A 14,743-nucleotide genomic window follows, 5' to 3' on the forward strand; every position below is an offset into this window, starting at 1 on the left:
CGAGCACCTCGACGCCGCGCACCTGGCGGCGGGCGTGGAGGGCTTCCCGGTGGCCATCGAGATGTCCGGCGACGCCCGTGCCGTCGACGCCGCCATCGCGTCGCTGTCGATCGGCGGGACGGCGGTCCTCGTCGGCAGCGTGTCGCCCGGTGCGCCGCTCGGCATCGACGCCGAACGGATCGTCCGACGCCTCCTCACGGTGCGCGGCGCACACAACTACCGACCGCGGGATCTGGCACGCGCGGTCGATTTCCTGACCGGTGCGTGGCGTCGGTATCCGTTCGCCGAACTCGTCGGCCCGGAGTTCCCCTTGCAGGACGTCGACGAGGCGCTCGTCGCAGCTGCATCGGGCGCCTTCCCGCGCGTCGGTGTCCGACCCTGAACGACCCGCGGGAGGTCACGCGAGCCGGCTCGAACCCTCCGGCGAGCCTCGCGGGATCCGGTCGAGGTCTCGGCGACGGCGTCCGAGGGCGACGTGACCTCTTCGAGCGCCCCCATTCCGGGGGTCACGACGGCCGATCCACCGCGGATTTCCGCCGATCTCGGCTCGTGAATCCCGCCGCATGACCCACCTTGTGGGGTATCCTCGGGCCATGACGGTCACGACTCGCCACCCTGGTGTGGTCCGTGTCGGTGGTCGCCTCATGGTCGTGGATCCGTTCGCGGAACGAGGTGAGCTCACCGAGGATCAACAGCGCGGCCACCAGCTGCGGCGGAGGATCACGCTCCTGCTCGGTGCATTCCTCCTGCTCAGCGGCTTCATCATCGGCGCGACGGTGGGCGTGCTCGTCGAGTGGTCACTCGTCCACGACGAACGCTCGTCAGTGTCGCTCCCCGGCTTCGACCCGGAGTGGGTGCCCGGGCTCGACGTCGTCGGTGCCTTGCTCGGTGCCATCCTCGTCGCCGTCTTCCTGCTCGTGTCGGCCGAACGACGCAACCGTCGTCGTCGCCTGGACGGCGGGCACCAGCCGTCGCGGTGGATCGACCCGCTCAATGATCACCTCATCGGGCTGAGCGACGACCTCCCGTGGACCTCGCTCTGGACGCTCACGCGCATGTACGCCACCGCCGAGCGCCTGCAGCGCGAGCTCGTGGAGCGCAGCGGCACGCGCAGCGAGGTGGGTAGTGACGATTCCTGCGATCTCGTCGAGGCGCGGCTCGCGGCCGACGATGCACGCGACGCACTCGAGAAGACGGCCATGCTCATGGGCGTCATCGTGCCGGAAGGGCCGCTGCCCGATGCGCAGGCCATCCTGGCCGACAGCGCTCGGCTCCGCGCCCGTCGGAAGACGAGCTGACCCGCACCTCCACGATGCGGATGGCTTCGGTGGTCAGCGACCGCTGCCGGTGAGGCGCTCCAGGAGTTCGCGGTAGCGGGCTGCCGTCTGCGTGACGATCTCGGCAGGCAGCGTCGGTGGTGTGGGCGTCGAGGCGTCGTCCTGGTCCCAGTTGTGGGCCAACCAGTTGCGGACGATCTGCTTGTCGAAGCTCGCCATCCGAGCGGTGGGGTCGTCGCTCGTCAGGTAGACGTCGCGGTCCCAGTACCGGCTGGAGTCGGAGGTGAGCACTTCGTCGCCGAGCGTGATGACACCGGTCGAGGGGTTGCGGCCGAACTCGAACTTCGTGTCTGCGAGGATGACACCGTGGCGCTCCGCCGTGAGTGACGCCGTCTCGTAGATGCCGAGTGACAGGTCCTTCAGCGCGACCGCGTCGTCCTCGCCGATGAGTTCGACCATCCGGGAGAACGAGATGTTCTCGTCGTGCTCGCCGAGCGGCGCCTTGTAGGCGGGGGTGAACAGCGGCTCGGGCAGGCGATCGCCGTCGCGGAGGCCGTCGGGCAGCGGGATGCCGCAGACGGTGCGGTTCGCGACGTACTCCTTCCAGCCGGAGCCGGTGAGGTAGCCGCGGACGACGCACTCGACGGGGAACATGTCGAGCTTCCGGACGAGCATCGCCCGGCCGGCGAATTCCGCCGGGATGCTGGACACCGCGACGCCCGCGGCGTCGAGCTCGTGATCGGGCACGAGGTGGTTCGGCACGTCGCGGAGCTGGTCGAACCACCAGAGGCTCAGGCTGGTGAGCAGATCGCCCTTGCCGGGGATGCCCGGCTCGAGCACGTGGTCGAAGGCGCTCACCCGGTCGCTCGCGACGACGAGCAACAGGTCGTCGGGCCCGGCGGCCGGCTCGTACAGGTCGCGGACCTTGCCCGAGTAGACGTGGTTCCAGGCGTTGGTCTCCGAGGGTGCGCTCACTCGTTCATTATCGTGCATCGGCGGTGGCCGGGCCGGTCGCCGGGGCTTGCGACCTCTGGACGGTACGCGTATATTCCACGTGGAATAGTTCGCGTGGAGTGAGGGGAGGGGCATGGGCAAGGTCAAGCCGCTCGGCCTGCTCGCCGTCGCCGCGCTCGGCTACCTGGCCGAGCGCCCCATGCACCCCTACGAGATGTACCAACTCGCGCTCCACCGCCAGGAGGACCGCGTCGTCAAGGTGAGCCCCGGCTCGCTTTACCGCGCCGTCTACGGACTCGAGGCCGACGGCCTCGTGCTCGCCACCGGGACCGACCGCGAGGGAGCCCGACCCGAGCGCACCACCTTCGAGATCACCGACCTCGGCCGACGCCTGCTGGGGGAGCGGCTGCGCGAGCTGCTCAGCACCCCCACGAACGAGTACCCGGAGCTCGGGCTCGCGCTGTCCGAGGCGCACGAACTGGGAGCCGAGGAGGTGCGGATGCTGCTCGAGACCCGTATCCTCCGGCAACAGGCCGAGCTCGCCGACCTCGATCGCCGCATGACGTGGGCGCTCGAACGCGGGATCCCGCGCGTGTACTGGATCAACGTCCCCTACTCGGTCGCCATGCTGCGCGCCGAGATCGCCCACCTCGAATCGCTCCTCGCCGAGATCGCCGACGGCGCGCTCGCCTGGCACGTGCCGGGGACCCGTGCGCCACTCCACGAGCAGGCGGCGACCCCGCCCGTGTCCGCTCAGCCGACACTCTCCACCTGAACCTCCGGGACGACCGACCAGTCCGGCCGGCGGTCCCGCTCATCCTCGCGTCCCGAACGCGAACCCGTCCTCCGTGCAGAAAGGGACCTCATGTCCACCACCCCCACCACGCCTCCTCAGGGCGTCTCCGGTCCGACACCCGGGGCCGTGCGTCCCTGGCCCGCGCTCTGGTCCCTGGTCATCGGCTTCTTCATGATCCTCATCGACACGACCATCGTGTCGGTGGCGAACCCCGCGATCATGCGCGGGCTCGACACCGACATCAACAACGTCATCTGGGTGACGAGCGCCTACCTGCTCGCCTATGCGGTGCCGCTGCTCATCACCGGCCGCCTCGGCGACCGCTTCGGCCCGAAGAACCTCTACCTCATCGGCCTCGTCGTCTTCACGCTCGCCTCACTCTGGTGCGGCCTGTCGGGCTCGATCGAGATGCTCATCGTCGCCCGCGTCGTGCAGGGCCTCGGAGCGGCACTCATGACGCCGCAGACGATGGCCGTCATCACGCGCATCTTCCCGCCGGACCGCCGTGGTGCGGCCATGGGCCTCTGGGGAGCGACCGCTGGTGTCGCGACGCTCGTCGGCCCGATCCTCGGCGGCGTGCTCGTCGACGGTTTCGGGTGGGAGTGGATCTTCTTCATCAACGTGCCCGTCGGTGTCATCGGCTTCATCATGGTCTGGCGCAACGTCCCCGCGCTCGCCACGCACCCGCACAAGTTCGACGTGCTCGGGGTCGTCCTGAGCGGGCTCGGGATGTTCCTCCTCGTGTTCGGCATCCAGGAGGGCCAGAGCTACGACTGGGGCACGATCACCGGTCCGATCACCGTGTGGAGCCTCATCATCGCCGGCGTCGTCGTCCTCGGCGTGTTCGTCGTGTGGCAGGCCGTCATGAAGGGTGAGCCGCTGCTCCCGCTGGCGTTGTTCCGCGATCGCAACTTCTCGGTCGGCAACCTCGCGATCTCGACGATCGGGTTCACGATCACGAGCATGTCGCTGCCGCTCGTCTTCTTCTACCAGACCGTCCGCGGCCTGACCCCGACGCAGTCCGCGCTCATGCTCGTGCCGATGGCCGTGCTCTCCGCCGGGCTCGCGCCCGTGGTCGGACGGGCGATCGACCGCGTGAACCCGAAGTGGTTCGCCCTTGCGGGGCTCCTGCTGTTGGCCCTCGCGCTCGGCTGGTACTCGATCCTCCTCACGCCCGAGCAGCCGATCCTCATGCTGCTCCTCCCGAGCGCCGTCCTCGGCCTCGCCAACGGCTTCATGTGGGGGCCGGTCTCCAACCTCACCACCCGGGGGCTCCCGCAGCACCAGGCCGGCGCCGGCTCAGGTGTGTTCAACACGACGCGTCAGATCGGAGCCGTCCTCGGCAGTGCGGCGATCGCCGCACTCATCCAGGGACGTCTCGCGGCCGAGCTGCCCGCGGCACCCGGTGGGGCTGCCGGCGGCGTGAGCGAGGTGACGGGTGGCGAGCTGCCCGAGTTCCTGCACGCCGGATTCACCACCGCCATGGCCCAGTCGTTGCTCCTCCCGGCAGGCCTCGCGCTCGTGGGCGCGGTCGTGGTCCTGTTCTTCCAGAAGCCGAAGGCGGCCGCCTGGTCGACCCCGGAGACCCAGCACGGACAGGCCGCCGCGGTCGCCGCAGCTGCCGCCACCGCCCGGGCCGAAGCCGAGTAGCGGCCCCGCCGACACGGCGACACCGGACGGTCACGGGCCGAGGAGGTCCGTGACCGTCCTGGTGTCGCCGTTCCAGAACCGGAGCCCGGTGACGAACCCGGACGGGAGGTCGCCGAGCGACCGGAGCCCGTCGAGTGCCGCCGCGGTCTGTTCGCCGGCGACGCGTCGGGAGAGTGTGACGTGGGGTGTCCAGGCGTCAGGCCGGGTGTGCTCGAACGAACCGGTGACGCCGCCGGCCACACGTCCGTGCAGCTCCAGCAGCTCGTGCGTGGGGATCACCGTGAGCGCGAGGACGGCGCCCGAGCGACGCGGGAACAACAGCGGAGCCCCGAGCCGGACGGCGAACGGCGCGAAGGCCGGCCGCCCGGTGAGCTCGAGGTCCTCGCCGGCCGACAGCGTGACGTGCGGACGGTTGCTCGCACCGCGATGCGTGGCGAGACTACTGATACCGAGGTCGAGGAGCGCTTGCCAGCGGTCGCGGACGGCGGCCTCGAGGGCCTCGTCGAACGTCAGATCGACGCTGCGCACCGGTCAGCCGATCGGGAAGAAGCCGTGGACGGCGGCGGCGAAGGATCGCGGCTGCTCCACCCAGGGGTAGTGTCCGCACCCGTCGAGCACGATGGCCTGGCCGAGCGGGAACCGCTTCGCGAGGTCGACGACGGGCGCGAGTCCCGTCAGGCCGTCCTCAGAGCCTGCGACCACGAGGACGGGAGCCGTCACGGTGCGCAGGGCGTCGCGGATGTCCTCGACCTCGTCGATCGTGGGCGTGTGCACGAACGCGTCCTGCGCGGCCGGGTGCCAGGCGCCCAGACGCTCGTGTTCGCGGGCGGTGTCGTCCCACTCGCCCCAGGCGATGGGCGCCACCGCCGGGAACAAGCGGTTCCCCGACGCGGAGTCCGGCGCCGCGAGCAGCGCGGGCAGCGCCTCGAGGAAGCCGGGGTACCAGTCCTCCGCCGCGTGCCGGGCGATGATCTCCGCGCTGTCGTCGTCCGTGTCGACGAGCCAGGTGGCGGGTGGCGTGATGAGGCACAGGCGGTCGAGCCGGTGCGGGTAGCGTGCGGCGTAGCTCACGGCGACGCGGGTACCGGCGGAGTGCCCGAGGAGTTCGAGACGGTCGACGTCCAACCAGCGACGCACGGCCTCGACGTCCTCGGCGAGTTCCGGCCAGCTCGCCGCAGCGGTCGACGATCCGCTCTCGGACCGTCCGACCCCGCGCTGGTGCAGCACGATGAGGCGACGCCTGGTGCTCAGGCCGCCGAGATCACCGAGGTAGACCGGGTGACGCGCCGGACCGCCGGCGAGGACGACGAGCGGCGGCAGGGCGTCGTCGCCGATCACGTCCACGTGCAGTCTGGTGCCGTCGTGACTCTTGACGACTGCCGACGACCCGGTTCCCGCTGCTGCGCTCATCCGGGCCGCGATCAGGAGACGCGTGCGGCGATGTCGGTGCGGTACTGACCGCCCTCGAGTTCGATGCGCGACAGCGCCTCGTACGCACGTCCGCGTGCCTCCGGGAAGGTGGATCCGAGGGCCACGACATTGAGGACGCGACCACCGGTGGCGACCAGGCCACCGTCGACGTCGGCCGTGGCGGCGTGGACGAGGTGGACGCCCTCGACGGCGACGGCCGCGTCGAGACCGGTGATGCTCCGGCCGGTGACGGGCGTCTCGGGGTAGTTCTGACTCGCGAGCACCACGGTCACCGCGCTCGCCTCGGCGAACGCGGGTCGCGGCTGCTCGCCGAGCGTGCCGGTGGCCGAGCCGAGCAGGAGCGCCGACAGCGGCGTCACGAGCCGGGGGAGGACGACCTGCGTCTCCGGGTCGCCGAAGCGCGCGTTGAACTCGATCACGCGGATCCCGCGTTCGGTGAGGATGAGTCCGGCGTAGAGGAGCCCCTGGAACGGGTTGCCCTCCGACGCCAGCTGGCGCACGACGGGGACGGCGACGGTCTCGAGGACCTCGTCGACGAAGGCCGTCTCGCTCCCGAAGCGGTTGTCGAGCCACGGCAGCGGGGAGTAGGCGCCCATTCCGCCGGTGTTCGGGCCGGCGTCGCCGTCGAGCAGTCGCTTGTAGTCCTGCGCGGGGGAGAGCGGGAGCACCGTCTCGCCGTCGGTGATGAAGAAGAGGGAGACCTCCTGGCCGTCGAGGAACTCCTCGACGAGGACGCCGCCGTAGCCGAGCCAGTTGGTGGCGTGCTGGATGGCCGCGTCGCGGTCGTGGGTGACGAGGACGCCCTTGCCCGCCGCGAGGCCGTCGGCCTTGACGACGTAGGGGGCACCGAAGTCGTCGAGCGCGGCGATCGCTGCGTCGAGGTCCTCGGCGCGGACCGCGCGCCCGGTGGGCACGCCGGCTTCGTCCATGATCCGCTTCGCGAAGGACTTCGAGCCCTCGAGCGCGGCCGCCGAGCGGTTGGGGCCGAAGACGGGGATGCCGGCGGCGCGCAGCTTGTCGGCCACGCCGGCGACGAGCGGGGCCTCGGGCCCGATGACGACGAGGTCGACCGCTTCGTCACGGGCGAAGTCACGCACGATCGAAGGGTTCTCCTGGTCGATGCCGACCACGGTCACATCCCCCGCGATGCCCGCGTTGCCGGGGGCGGCGATGATGTGGTGCCCGGCCTCTTCGGAGAGGAGAGCCTTGATGATGGCGTGCTCGCGAGCACCGGAACCGAGGACGAGGATCTTCACCCGTCTAGCTTAAGGCGCAATGGCCTAGCCTCGAATGCATGGCCAGACCCAGGATCACGGACGCCGTCGGTCGCGCTGCCCTGGAGCAGGCGCTCGGGGATGCACCGGCGTCGCGCACGGACACGGCGACCGCGGTCCGCTACCTGTTGGAGCTCCTCGTCGAGCGGGCACCAGGCAACACCGTCGAGGTGCGGGTGCCGCCGTTCGGTGCGGTGCAGTGCATCGAGGGCCCCCGCCACACCCGAGGCACGCCGCCGAACGTCATCGAGATGGACGCACCGACCTGGCTCGCGCTCGCCTCCGGCCGCATCGACTGGACCACGGCGATGGCCGGCGGCACGGTGCACGCCTCCGGCCAGCGGGCGGACCTCACGGGCCTCGTGCCACTGCTCCTGCCGCGCTGACGTTCCGGGTACATTGGTGCGGTGACCTCCGACATCGAAGCCCCTGCCGAGACGACGCTCGACGCGACGATCGTCATCCCCACCTACAACGGTGAGATGTACCTCGAACAGATCCTCTCCGCCATCGAGGCACAGGAGTACGACGGTACCTTCGAGACGCTCGTCATCGATTCCGGTTCCACGGACCGCACGCTCGACATCGTCGCCGCCCACCCGGACGTCCGGCTGCACGTCATTCCGAACAGCGAGTTCGGCCACGGCCGGACCCGCCAGCTCGCCGCTCGGCTCGCCCGCGGCAAGTACGTCGCGTACCTCACACACGACGCGATCCCGGGCGATTCCCGGTGGCTGCACGAGCTGACCACCCCCTTGGACCCCGACGGTATGGACGTCGTCGCGGTCATGGGCAAGCAGATCGCGCGCCCGAACTGCTTCCCGCTGCTGAAGTACGAGATCCATGACGTCTTCCACGGCTTCGGGCCCGACTTCGGCACGACGGTGTTCGCGAACGACGGCTTCGCCGACGGCAACGGCGGGCTGCTCGACGCCCTCGCGTTCTACTCGGACGTGAACTCGGCGACGCGCCGCGAGCTCCTGCTCGGCGACATCCCGTACCGCGACCTCCCGTACTCCGAGGACATGGCCTTCGGTGCCGACATCATCGCGGCCGGCCTGCGGAAGGCGTACGCGCCGCGGGGCTGGGTCATCCACTCGAACGACCTCACGCTCGACGAGTACCGCAAGCGCATCTTCGACGAGACGACGGCGCTGCGCCGGATCGGGAAGCCGATCGCGCGGCTCTCCCGGTACCGGCAGATCGGCTACACCGTCGTCGGCGCGATCCGCGATGCCAAGCGGATCGTCCACGACAAGCAATACGGCTGGAAGCGCCGGGCGTACTGGTTCGTCATGAACCCCGTCTACCACGCGGCGAAGTGGAGCAGTTACTACACGGCCTCCCGCGTCGACCTGAACGACGAGGCCGCCATGCGAGCCGGCTCGCTGGAGCACAGCCGCAAGTAGCCCGCGGACGGCGCTCTCCTCGGGCGCGCTGCTCGCTGCTCCCAGCGAACCGGGGTGGTGCGCCGTCGCCTCGTGCGCTGTGATGGTGGCATGAGTACGAATCGGCTGTTGGTCCTGGGTGGGACGGAGTTCGTCGGGCGAGCGGTCGTCGACGAGGCCGTCGCCGCCGGCTGGGAGGTCACCGTCTTCCATCGCGGTACGAACCGCGCCTCGCCGTCGGACGCGGTCACCGTGCTGCACGGCGACCGGACGCTGCCCGGCGGACTCGATGCACTCAGGCTCGGGTCGTGGGATGTCGCGGTCGACACCTGGTCGTGGGCTCCGGTCGCCGTCCGCGACGCGGCCGCGCTGCTGTCCGACCGGGTCGGGAGCTACGTGTACGTGTCGAGCCGTTCCGTTTACGCCGACCCGCTCCCCGCCGGTGCTTCGGAGGATGCACCGGTCGTCGACGGGTCGGTGCATGATGACGGCTTCACTGACTACGCCCGTGCCAAGCGCGGCGGCGAGCTGGCCGCCGTGCAGGCGTTCGGCGACCGAGCGGTCCTGGCGCGAGCCGGCCTCATCCTCGGCCCGCACGAGAACATCGGGCGACTGCCGTGGTGGCTGGCCCGGATCGCCGAGGGCGGTGAGGTGCTCGCCCCCGGCGCCGCTTCCGACCCCATCCAGTGCATCGATGCGCGGGATCTCGCGGCCTTCCTCCTCACGGCCGGTTCGACGGGCGCGAGTGGTGCGTTCAACGTCGTGAGCGAGCCACGGGCGACGACGCTGGGGGAGCTGCTCGACGCCTGCATCGCCGCGACCGGGTCAGGTGCGACCCTCCGCTGGGTGGATCAGGAGCGGGTGCTCGCGGCCGGGATCCAGCCCTGGACCCAACTGCCCGTCTGGCTCCCCACCGGACCGGATGCCGATGCGATGCATCACGGTGACGTCTCGCGTGCGGTCGCGGCGGGTCTCCGTCGTCGTCCGCTCGCCGAGACCGTCGCCGACACCTGGGGTTGGCTGCAGGCTCTCGGTGGTGTGGTGCCGCAGCGTCCGGACCGGCCAGTCGTCGGACTGGACCGCGCCGTCGAGCTGGCCGTGCTCGCCGGGAACTGACTGCTGTCAGTGGATCTCGCGGAGGAGGGCGAGCCGACTGCGTGTCCTGACCGCGTCGCGGGCGAACCCGTCCGGTCCGAGGGCGGGATCGGTCATGAAGGTCTCCCGGTCGGTGGTGGCCACGACGTGGAGTTCGACGCCGAGATCGCACAGGGCGTCGACGAGATGGACGAACCGGGCGCGCGCCTCCCGGGTGAGGGCATGGGACTCGGGCAGGCCGTCGAGGACCCACCGGTCGTAGTCCGCCGCCCAGGCGAGGTAGTCGCCGACCGAGGTCGGACGCTCGATGAGTTCGGCGCTGGCGAACCAGACGAGGCCGTCGCGCGCGGCGGCTGCATGGAACGTGTGGCCACTGATCGTCAGCGCCGTCGCCTCGCCCGGCCCCGGACGATGGAGGCCGAGTGCCGCGAGGTGGGCGTCTGCGGACTCGCCGGCGATGGACCAGCTGCCACGGGCGAAGCCGTCGCCGTGCCTGACCGGGGAGCTGCGACGGTGGTCGGTCGAGCCGGCGAGTTCGAGCACCTGCATGTTCGCCTCGATCAGGGCGACTCCGGGCTCGAAGATGTGGTGGTACCCCGGGTCCGGCAGCAGATCCTGCGGCGCGGAGTTCGAGCTCGTCAACAGGGTCACCTGTCGGGCGAAGAGCGCGTCGAGCAGCCGGATCATGAGCGCGCCGTCGCCGGGATCGTGCACCTGGAACTCGTCGAACAGGACGACGTCCACCTCGTCGAGCAGTTCGTCGACGGCTTGCTCGACCGCGTTCGTCACCGCTCCGGTCGCCGCGCGGGACCCGGCGCCCGGCTCGCCCGTCGCTCGAGCGGTGTCGGCGGCCTCCGTGCGGACCCGGTGGATCGCGGCGTGCAGCCCACGGAAGAAGGAGTGGAAGTGGACGCGACGCCTCCGATTCGTCGGGAGCGCCTCGAAGAACGCGTCGAGGAGCCAGGTCTTGCCCCGCCCGGCCGCACCCCACAGGTACAGGTGCGCCGGACGATCCTCGGCGATCCGGAGTGACGCCAGACGCCTCGCCACCTCCAGCTGCTCCGGCTCGAGCGTGAACCCGGCGATGGCGGCGGCGGACTCGACCGCCGAGAGCAGGGTGTCGTCGGGAGGGATCGGAACGGGATCGGTCGTCTCGGTCCCCGTCGTGTCCACCGCTCGATCGTACCCGTCGGCATCTCGATCGCGGCCGTTCACCATCGGTTCACGATGCCCAGGATCGTGGGGGAGAATGGAGGCATGACAGACGCCACCGGGCAGCCAGCACCGGAAGCTCAGCACCCATCCGAACCGACCGGCCCCACCGCGCCGACCGAGCCCGACACCGAGGTCGCGACCGTGTACTCCTCCGGTTCGGTCTCGGTGCGCCGGTCGCCGCGCTACTGGCGGTTCCTCGTCATCGGTGCCTTCGTCGGCATCATCGCCGCACTCGTCCTCACGTTCGCGTTCCCGGGGAGCGCCGACTACTCGCTCACCCAGGTGTTCGGCTTCCTCCTGCTCGTGTGCGTCGTCGTCTTCGGCGCGATCGCCCTCGTCGTCGGTCTCCTCATCGACCGCTCCATGGCGCGACGGACGCGGATCGTCGCAGCGGATAGAGTTGACGTGCATCCAGCCGGGACCCCCGCGGCCGACGCGGAACCGAACGGTTCCGTCAGTGCCGAGCCAGGTGAGTCCGGCCCCCCGAATCCACCCATCGCAGAAGGTTCAGGACGGTCATGACCTCATCCACCAGCTACCGGGAGGCCGGTGTCGACACGGCAGCCGGTGACCGCGCCGTCGAGCTCATGAAGGCCGCCGTCGCGAAGACGCACGGTCCGGAGGTCTTCGGCGGCTTCGGGGGGTTCGCCGGCCTGTTCGACGCCTCGGCGCTGACCGCCTTCCGTCGGCCCCTGCTCGCGACGTCGACCGACGGCGTCGGCACGAAGGTCGCGATCGCCCAGGCCATCGACAAGCACGACACCATCGGCCAGGACCTCGTCGGCATGGTCGTCGACGACATCGTCGTGGTCGGTGCGAAGCCGCTCTTCATGACCGACTACATCGCCTGCGGCAAGGTCCACCCGGAGCGCATCGCCTCCATCGTCGCGGGCATCGCCCGGGCCTGCTCCGACACCGGGACGGCGCTCATCGGCGGCGAGACCGCGGAGCACCCCGGACTCCTCGGGGTCGACGACTACGACGTCGCCGGTGCCTGCACCGGCGCGGTCGAGGCGGACGCCATCCTCGGTGAGCACCGCGTCGAGGACGGCGACGTCGTCCTCGCACTTGCATCCTCGGGCCTGCACTCGAACGGCTTCTCCCTCGTGCGCCACATCCTCGCCCAGGCGGGCGTCGGCTACACCGACCACAGCGATGAGCTCGGCACGACGTTCGGCGAGGCCCTCCTCGAGCCGACGCGGCTCTACACCCTGCCCCTCCTGCGGCTGCTCGACGCCCCGGCCTTCGCGGGTGGCGTCCATTCGCTCAGCCACGTTACCGGAGGCGGGATCGCCGCCAACCTCGCGCGCGTCCTGCCCAAGGGGTCCTGGGCCGAGGTCGACCGCTCCACCTGGAGCCCGTCGCCGGTGTTCCGGACGCTGAGCGAGCTGGCCGGATCCTCGCTCGAGTCGAGCGAGGGCACCTGGAACCTGGGCGTCGGGTTCTTCGCCGTCGTCTCGCCGGCGGTCGCCGCCGGTGTCACAGCCGCGCTCGAGGCGGACGGGATCGCGACCTGGCAGGTCGGCACCGTGCACCTCGGCGAGGCCGCCGCAGACCTCAGCGCGTTCGAACAGGGTGCCAAGGGGGTCGACGGCGGTGCCGTCCGCCTCGTGGGCGCCTACCGCGACTAGTCGCAGCGCACCGGCCCACTTTCCTCCGTTCCGTCACTCGCCCAGCACGAACCCCAAGGAGTCCCCACGCATGTGCGGCATCGTCGGCATCGTCTCAACCGAGCCTGCCAACCAGCAGGTCTACGACAGCCTCCTGCTCCTCCAGCACCGCGGTCAGGACTCCACCGGCATCGCCACCGCCGACGGCAGCACCTTCCACATGGTCAAGGCCAAGGGCCAGGTGCGTGAAGCCTTCCGCACCCGCGACATGCGCTCGCTCCTCGGCAACATGGGCCTCGGCCACGTGCGCTACGCGACGAAGGGCGACGCCGCCAACGAGAGCGAGGCGCAGCCGTTCTACGTGAACGCGCCCTACGGCATCACGCTCATCCACAACGGCAACCTCACGAACACCCGCGAGCTCAGCAAGGACCTGTTCCACGTCGACCGTCGCCACGTGAACTCCACGAGCGACACCGAGCTGCTGCTCAACGTCCTGGCGACGGAGCTGCAGGGACAGATCAGCGGCCTCGACCTCGATCCCGACCAGGTGTTCAACGCTGTCGAGAACGTGCACGAGCGGGTCGAGGGCTCCTACGCGACGATCGCCCTCATCGCGGGCCACGGCCTGCTCGCCTTCCGCGACCCGTTCGGCATCCGTCCGCTCATCCTCGGCAAGCGCCAGACGGGCCTGGTCGGCAACGACTGGGTGGTCGCCTCGGAGTCGCTCGTCCTCGAAGCCGGCGGCTACGAGATCGTCCGCGAGATCGCCCCGGGCGAGGCCGTCTTCATCACCGCGTCGGGTGAGCTGTACTCGCGTCAGTGCGCGAAGAATCCGCGGCTCGTGCCGTGCTCCTTCGAGTACGTGTACCTCGCGCGCCCCGACTCCGTCATGAACGGCATCTCGGTCTACGAGGCACGACTGCGTCTCGGCAACCGGCTCGCCGACACCATCGCCGAGTACACGCCGATGGGCGACATCGACGTCGTCATGCCGATCCCGGACTCCTCCCGCCCGGCGGCCATGCAGGTCGCCCAGAAGCTCGGCATCGAGTACCGCGAGGGCTTCTACAAGAACCGCTACGTGGGGCGCACCTTCATCATGCCGGGCCAGGCGCAGCGCAAGAAGAGCGTCCGCCAGAAGCTCAACGCGATGGGCTCGGAGTTCAAGGGCAAGAACATCCTCATCGTCGACGACTCGATCGTCCGCGGGACGACGTCGAAGGAGATCGTCGACATGGCGCGTCTCGCCGGTGCCAACAAGGTGACCTTCACCTCCGCCGCACCGCCGGTCCGCTACCCCCACGTGTACGGCATCAACATGCCGTCCCGCCAGGAGCTCGTCGCACACGGCAAGAAGATCCCCGACATCGCCCGCGAGCTGGGTGCCGACAACCTCATCTACCAGGAGGTCGCCGACATGAAGGCCGCCATCCTCGAGGGCTCGGGCATCAGCGACCTCGAGATGAGCTGTTTCACCGGCGAGTACGTCACCGGTACCGTCTCCGAGGAGTACCTCGAGTGGGTGGAGCGCTCACAGCTCTCCTGAGTCCCGCCTGAACGACGAAGCGCGCGAGCCCCGAGGGGCTCGCGCGCTTCGTCGTTCAGGAACCGACTGCTACTCCGGCGTACCGGGCTGCTCGAGCGGCGCCGGCGCGGCCGCGGGGGCCGCCTTCGGCTTCGTCGTGCGCGGCTTCGCCGGTGCCTTCGCGGTGGCCGGCTTCGCTGCGGCGCCCGTCGTCTTCGTCGCCGGTGCCTTCGTGGCTGCGGCCTTCGGCGTCGTGGTCTTGGCTGCTGCGGCCTTCGGCGTCGTCGAACCGGTGGTGGCGCGCGTCGAACTCGTCTTGCGGACGGTGGTGCCCGCGGCCGTCGCCGCCGTGGTCGTCTTGGCGGCGGGCTTCCGGGCCGTCGTCGAACGCGTCGTCGTCGACCGGCTGGTCGAGGTGCGGGGCGCGCTCACGGCCGCGGCCGGTGCGGCGGCCGACACGGTCTCGTCGCGTCCGGTCTCGTCGCTCGCGAGGCGCGCCTCGGTCTCGTCGGCGGCGGCTGCGAC

General features: G+C 70.4%; 15 protein-coding genes and 1 pseudogene. 10 read left to right on the forward strand and 6 right to left on the reverse strand.

Annotated features, from left to right (window positions below; genetic code table 11):
• Positions 1–382, forward strand: a 382-nt coding sequence (locus IFT89_RS17400; RefSeq protein ID WP_202939588.1) for a zinc-binding dehydrogenase, incomplete at its 5' end; no start/stop codon positions are given.
• A 211-nt stretch (positions 383–593) separates the two neighbouring features.
• On the forward strand, positions 594–1,298 hold the full coding sequence (locus IFT89_RS17405; RefSeq protein WP_202939589.1) for a hypothetical protein: 705 nt from the start codon (positions 594–596) through the stop codon (positions 1,296–1,298).
• Positions 1,299–1,331: 33 nt separating this feature from the next.
• Here IFT89_RS17405 and IFT89_RS17410 read toward each other — a convergent pair whose 3' ends face one another.
• Complete coding sequence (locus tag IFT89_RS17410) at positions 1,332–2,270, reverse strand: phosphoribosylaminoimidazolesuccinocarboxamide synthase (protein WP_202939590.1); 939 nt, start codon at positions 2,268–2,270, stop codon at positions 1,332–1,334.
• A gap of 94 nt (positions 2,271–2,364) precedes the next feature.
• Between IFT89_RS17410 and IFT89_RS17415 the strand changes: the two genes are divergently transcribed.
• Both IFT89_RS17415 and IFT89_RS17420 read left to right on the forward strand, forming a co-directional pair.
• On the forward strand, positions 2,365–3,006 hold the full coding sequence (locus IFT89_RS17415; protein WP_202939591.1) for a PadR family transcriptional regulator: 642 nt from the start codon (positions 2,365–2,367) through the stop codon (positions 3,004–3,006).
• Positions 3,007–3,096: 90 nt separating this feature from the next.
• Positions 3,097–4,677, forward strand: coding sequence for a DHA2 family efflux MFS transporter permease subunit (locus IFT89_RS17420; RefSeq protein ID WP_202939592.1), 1,581 nt, complete (start codon positions 3,097–3,099; stop codon positions 4,675–4,677).
• 30 nt (positions 4,678–4,707) lie between these two features.
• Here the strand turns inward: IFT89_RS17420 and IFT89_RS17425 are convergent, their stop codons facing one another.
• From IFT89_RS17425 to purD, 3 genes are read right to left on the reverse strand one after another with little or no spacing between them, the layout of a single operon-like run.
• Complete coding sequence (locus IFT89_RS17425; protein ID WP_202939593.1) at positions 4,708–5,205, reverse strand: 2'-5' RNA ligase family protein; 498 nt, start codon at positions 5,203–5,205, stop codon at positions 4,708–4,710.
• Between the two features lie 3 nt (positions 5,206–5,208).
• Positions 5,209–6,087 (reverse strand): alpha/beta fold hydrolase, encoded by an 879-nt coding sequence (locus IFT89_RS17430; protein ID WP_192018768.1) that lies wholly within the window; start codon positions 6,085–6,087, stop codon positions 5,209–5,211.
• A gap of 11 nt (positions 6,088–6,098) precedes the next feature.
• Positions 6,099–7,364, reverse strand: a complete 1,266-nt coding sequence (purD, locus tag IFT89_RS17435; protein ID WP_194599331.1) for a phosphoribosylamine--glycine ligase — start codon at positions 7,362–7,364, stop codon at positions 6,099–6,101.
• 38 nt (positions 7,365–7,402) lie between these two features.
• On the opposite strand from purD, the gene IFT89_RS17440 reads away from it, so the two are divergent.
• From IFT89_RS17440 to IFT89_RS17450, 3 genes are all read left to right on the forward strand, one after another.
• Complete coding sequence (locus tag IFT89_RS17440) at positions 7,403–7,768, forward strand: sterol carrier family protein (RefSeq protein ID WP_064294203.1); 366 nt, start codon at positions 7,403–7,405, stop codon at positions 7,766–7,768.
• Between the two features lie 21 nt (positions 7,769–7,789).
• On the forward strand, positions 7,790–8,791 hold the full coding sequence (locus IFT89_RS17445; protein ID WP_242664552.1) for a glycosyltransferase family A protein: 1,002 nt from the start codon (positions 7,790–7,792) through the stop codon (positions 8,789–8,791).
• A gap of 90 nt (positions 8,792–8,881) precedes the next feature.
• Positions 8,882–9,886, forward strand: coding sequence for an NAD-dependent epimerase/dehydratase family protein (locus tag IFT89_RS17450; protein WP_202939594.1), 1,005 nt, complete (start codon positions 8,882–8,884; stop codon positions 9,884–9,886).
• A gap of 6 nt (positions 9,887–9,892) precedes the next feature.
• On the opposite strand, the gene zapE is transcribed toward IFT89_RS17450, so the two are convergent.
• Complete coding sequence (zapE, locus tag IFT89_RS17455; RefSeq protein ID WP_202939595.1) at positions 9,893–11,038, reverse strand: AFG1/ZapE family ATPase; 1,146 nt, start codon at positions 11,036–11,038, stop codon at positions 9,893–9,895.
• Positions 11,039–11,122: 84 nt separating this feature from the next.
• On the opposite strand from zapE, the gene IFT89_RS17460 reads away from it, so the two are divergent.
• The 3 genes from IFT89_RS17460 (at position 11,123) to purF (ending at position 14,239) form a co-directional block, all read left to right on the forward strand.
• Entirely contained in the window at positions 11,123–11,602 is a 480-nt protein-coding gene (locus IFT89_RS17460; RefSeq protein WP_202939596.1) for a DUF2273 domain-containing protein, read from the forward strand.
• Positions 11,599–12,711, forward strand: a complete 1,113-nt coding sequence (gene purM, locus IFT89_RS17465; protein ID WP_202939597.1) for a phosphoribosylformylglycinamidine cyclo-ligase — start codon at positions 11,599–11,601, stop codon at positions 12,709–12,711. Before IFT89_RS17460 ends, purM begins: the two co-directional genes overlap by 4 nt.
• Before the next feature lie 70 nt (positions 12,712–12,781).
• Entirely contained in the window at positions 12,782–14,239 is a 1,458-nt protein-coding gene (gene purF / locus IFT89_RS17470) for an amidophosphoribosyltransferase (RefSeq protein WP_085511828.1), read from the forward strand.
• Between the two features lie 69 nt (positions 14,240–14,308).
• On the opposite strand, the pseudogene IFT89_RS17475 reads toward purF, so the two are convergent.
• Positions 14,309–14,743: pseudogene (locus IFT89_RS17475) on the reverse strand (hypothetical protein); the annotation flags it as partial.

The organism is Plantibacter sp. CFBP 13570 (assembly GCF_014841395.1).
GTDB classification, from domain to species: domain Bacteria; phylum Actinomycetota; class Actinomycetes; order Actinomycetales; family Microbacteriaceae; genus Plantibacter; species Plantibacter auratus.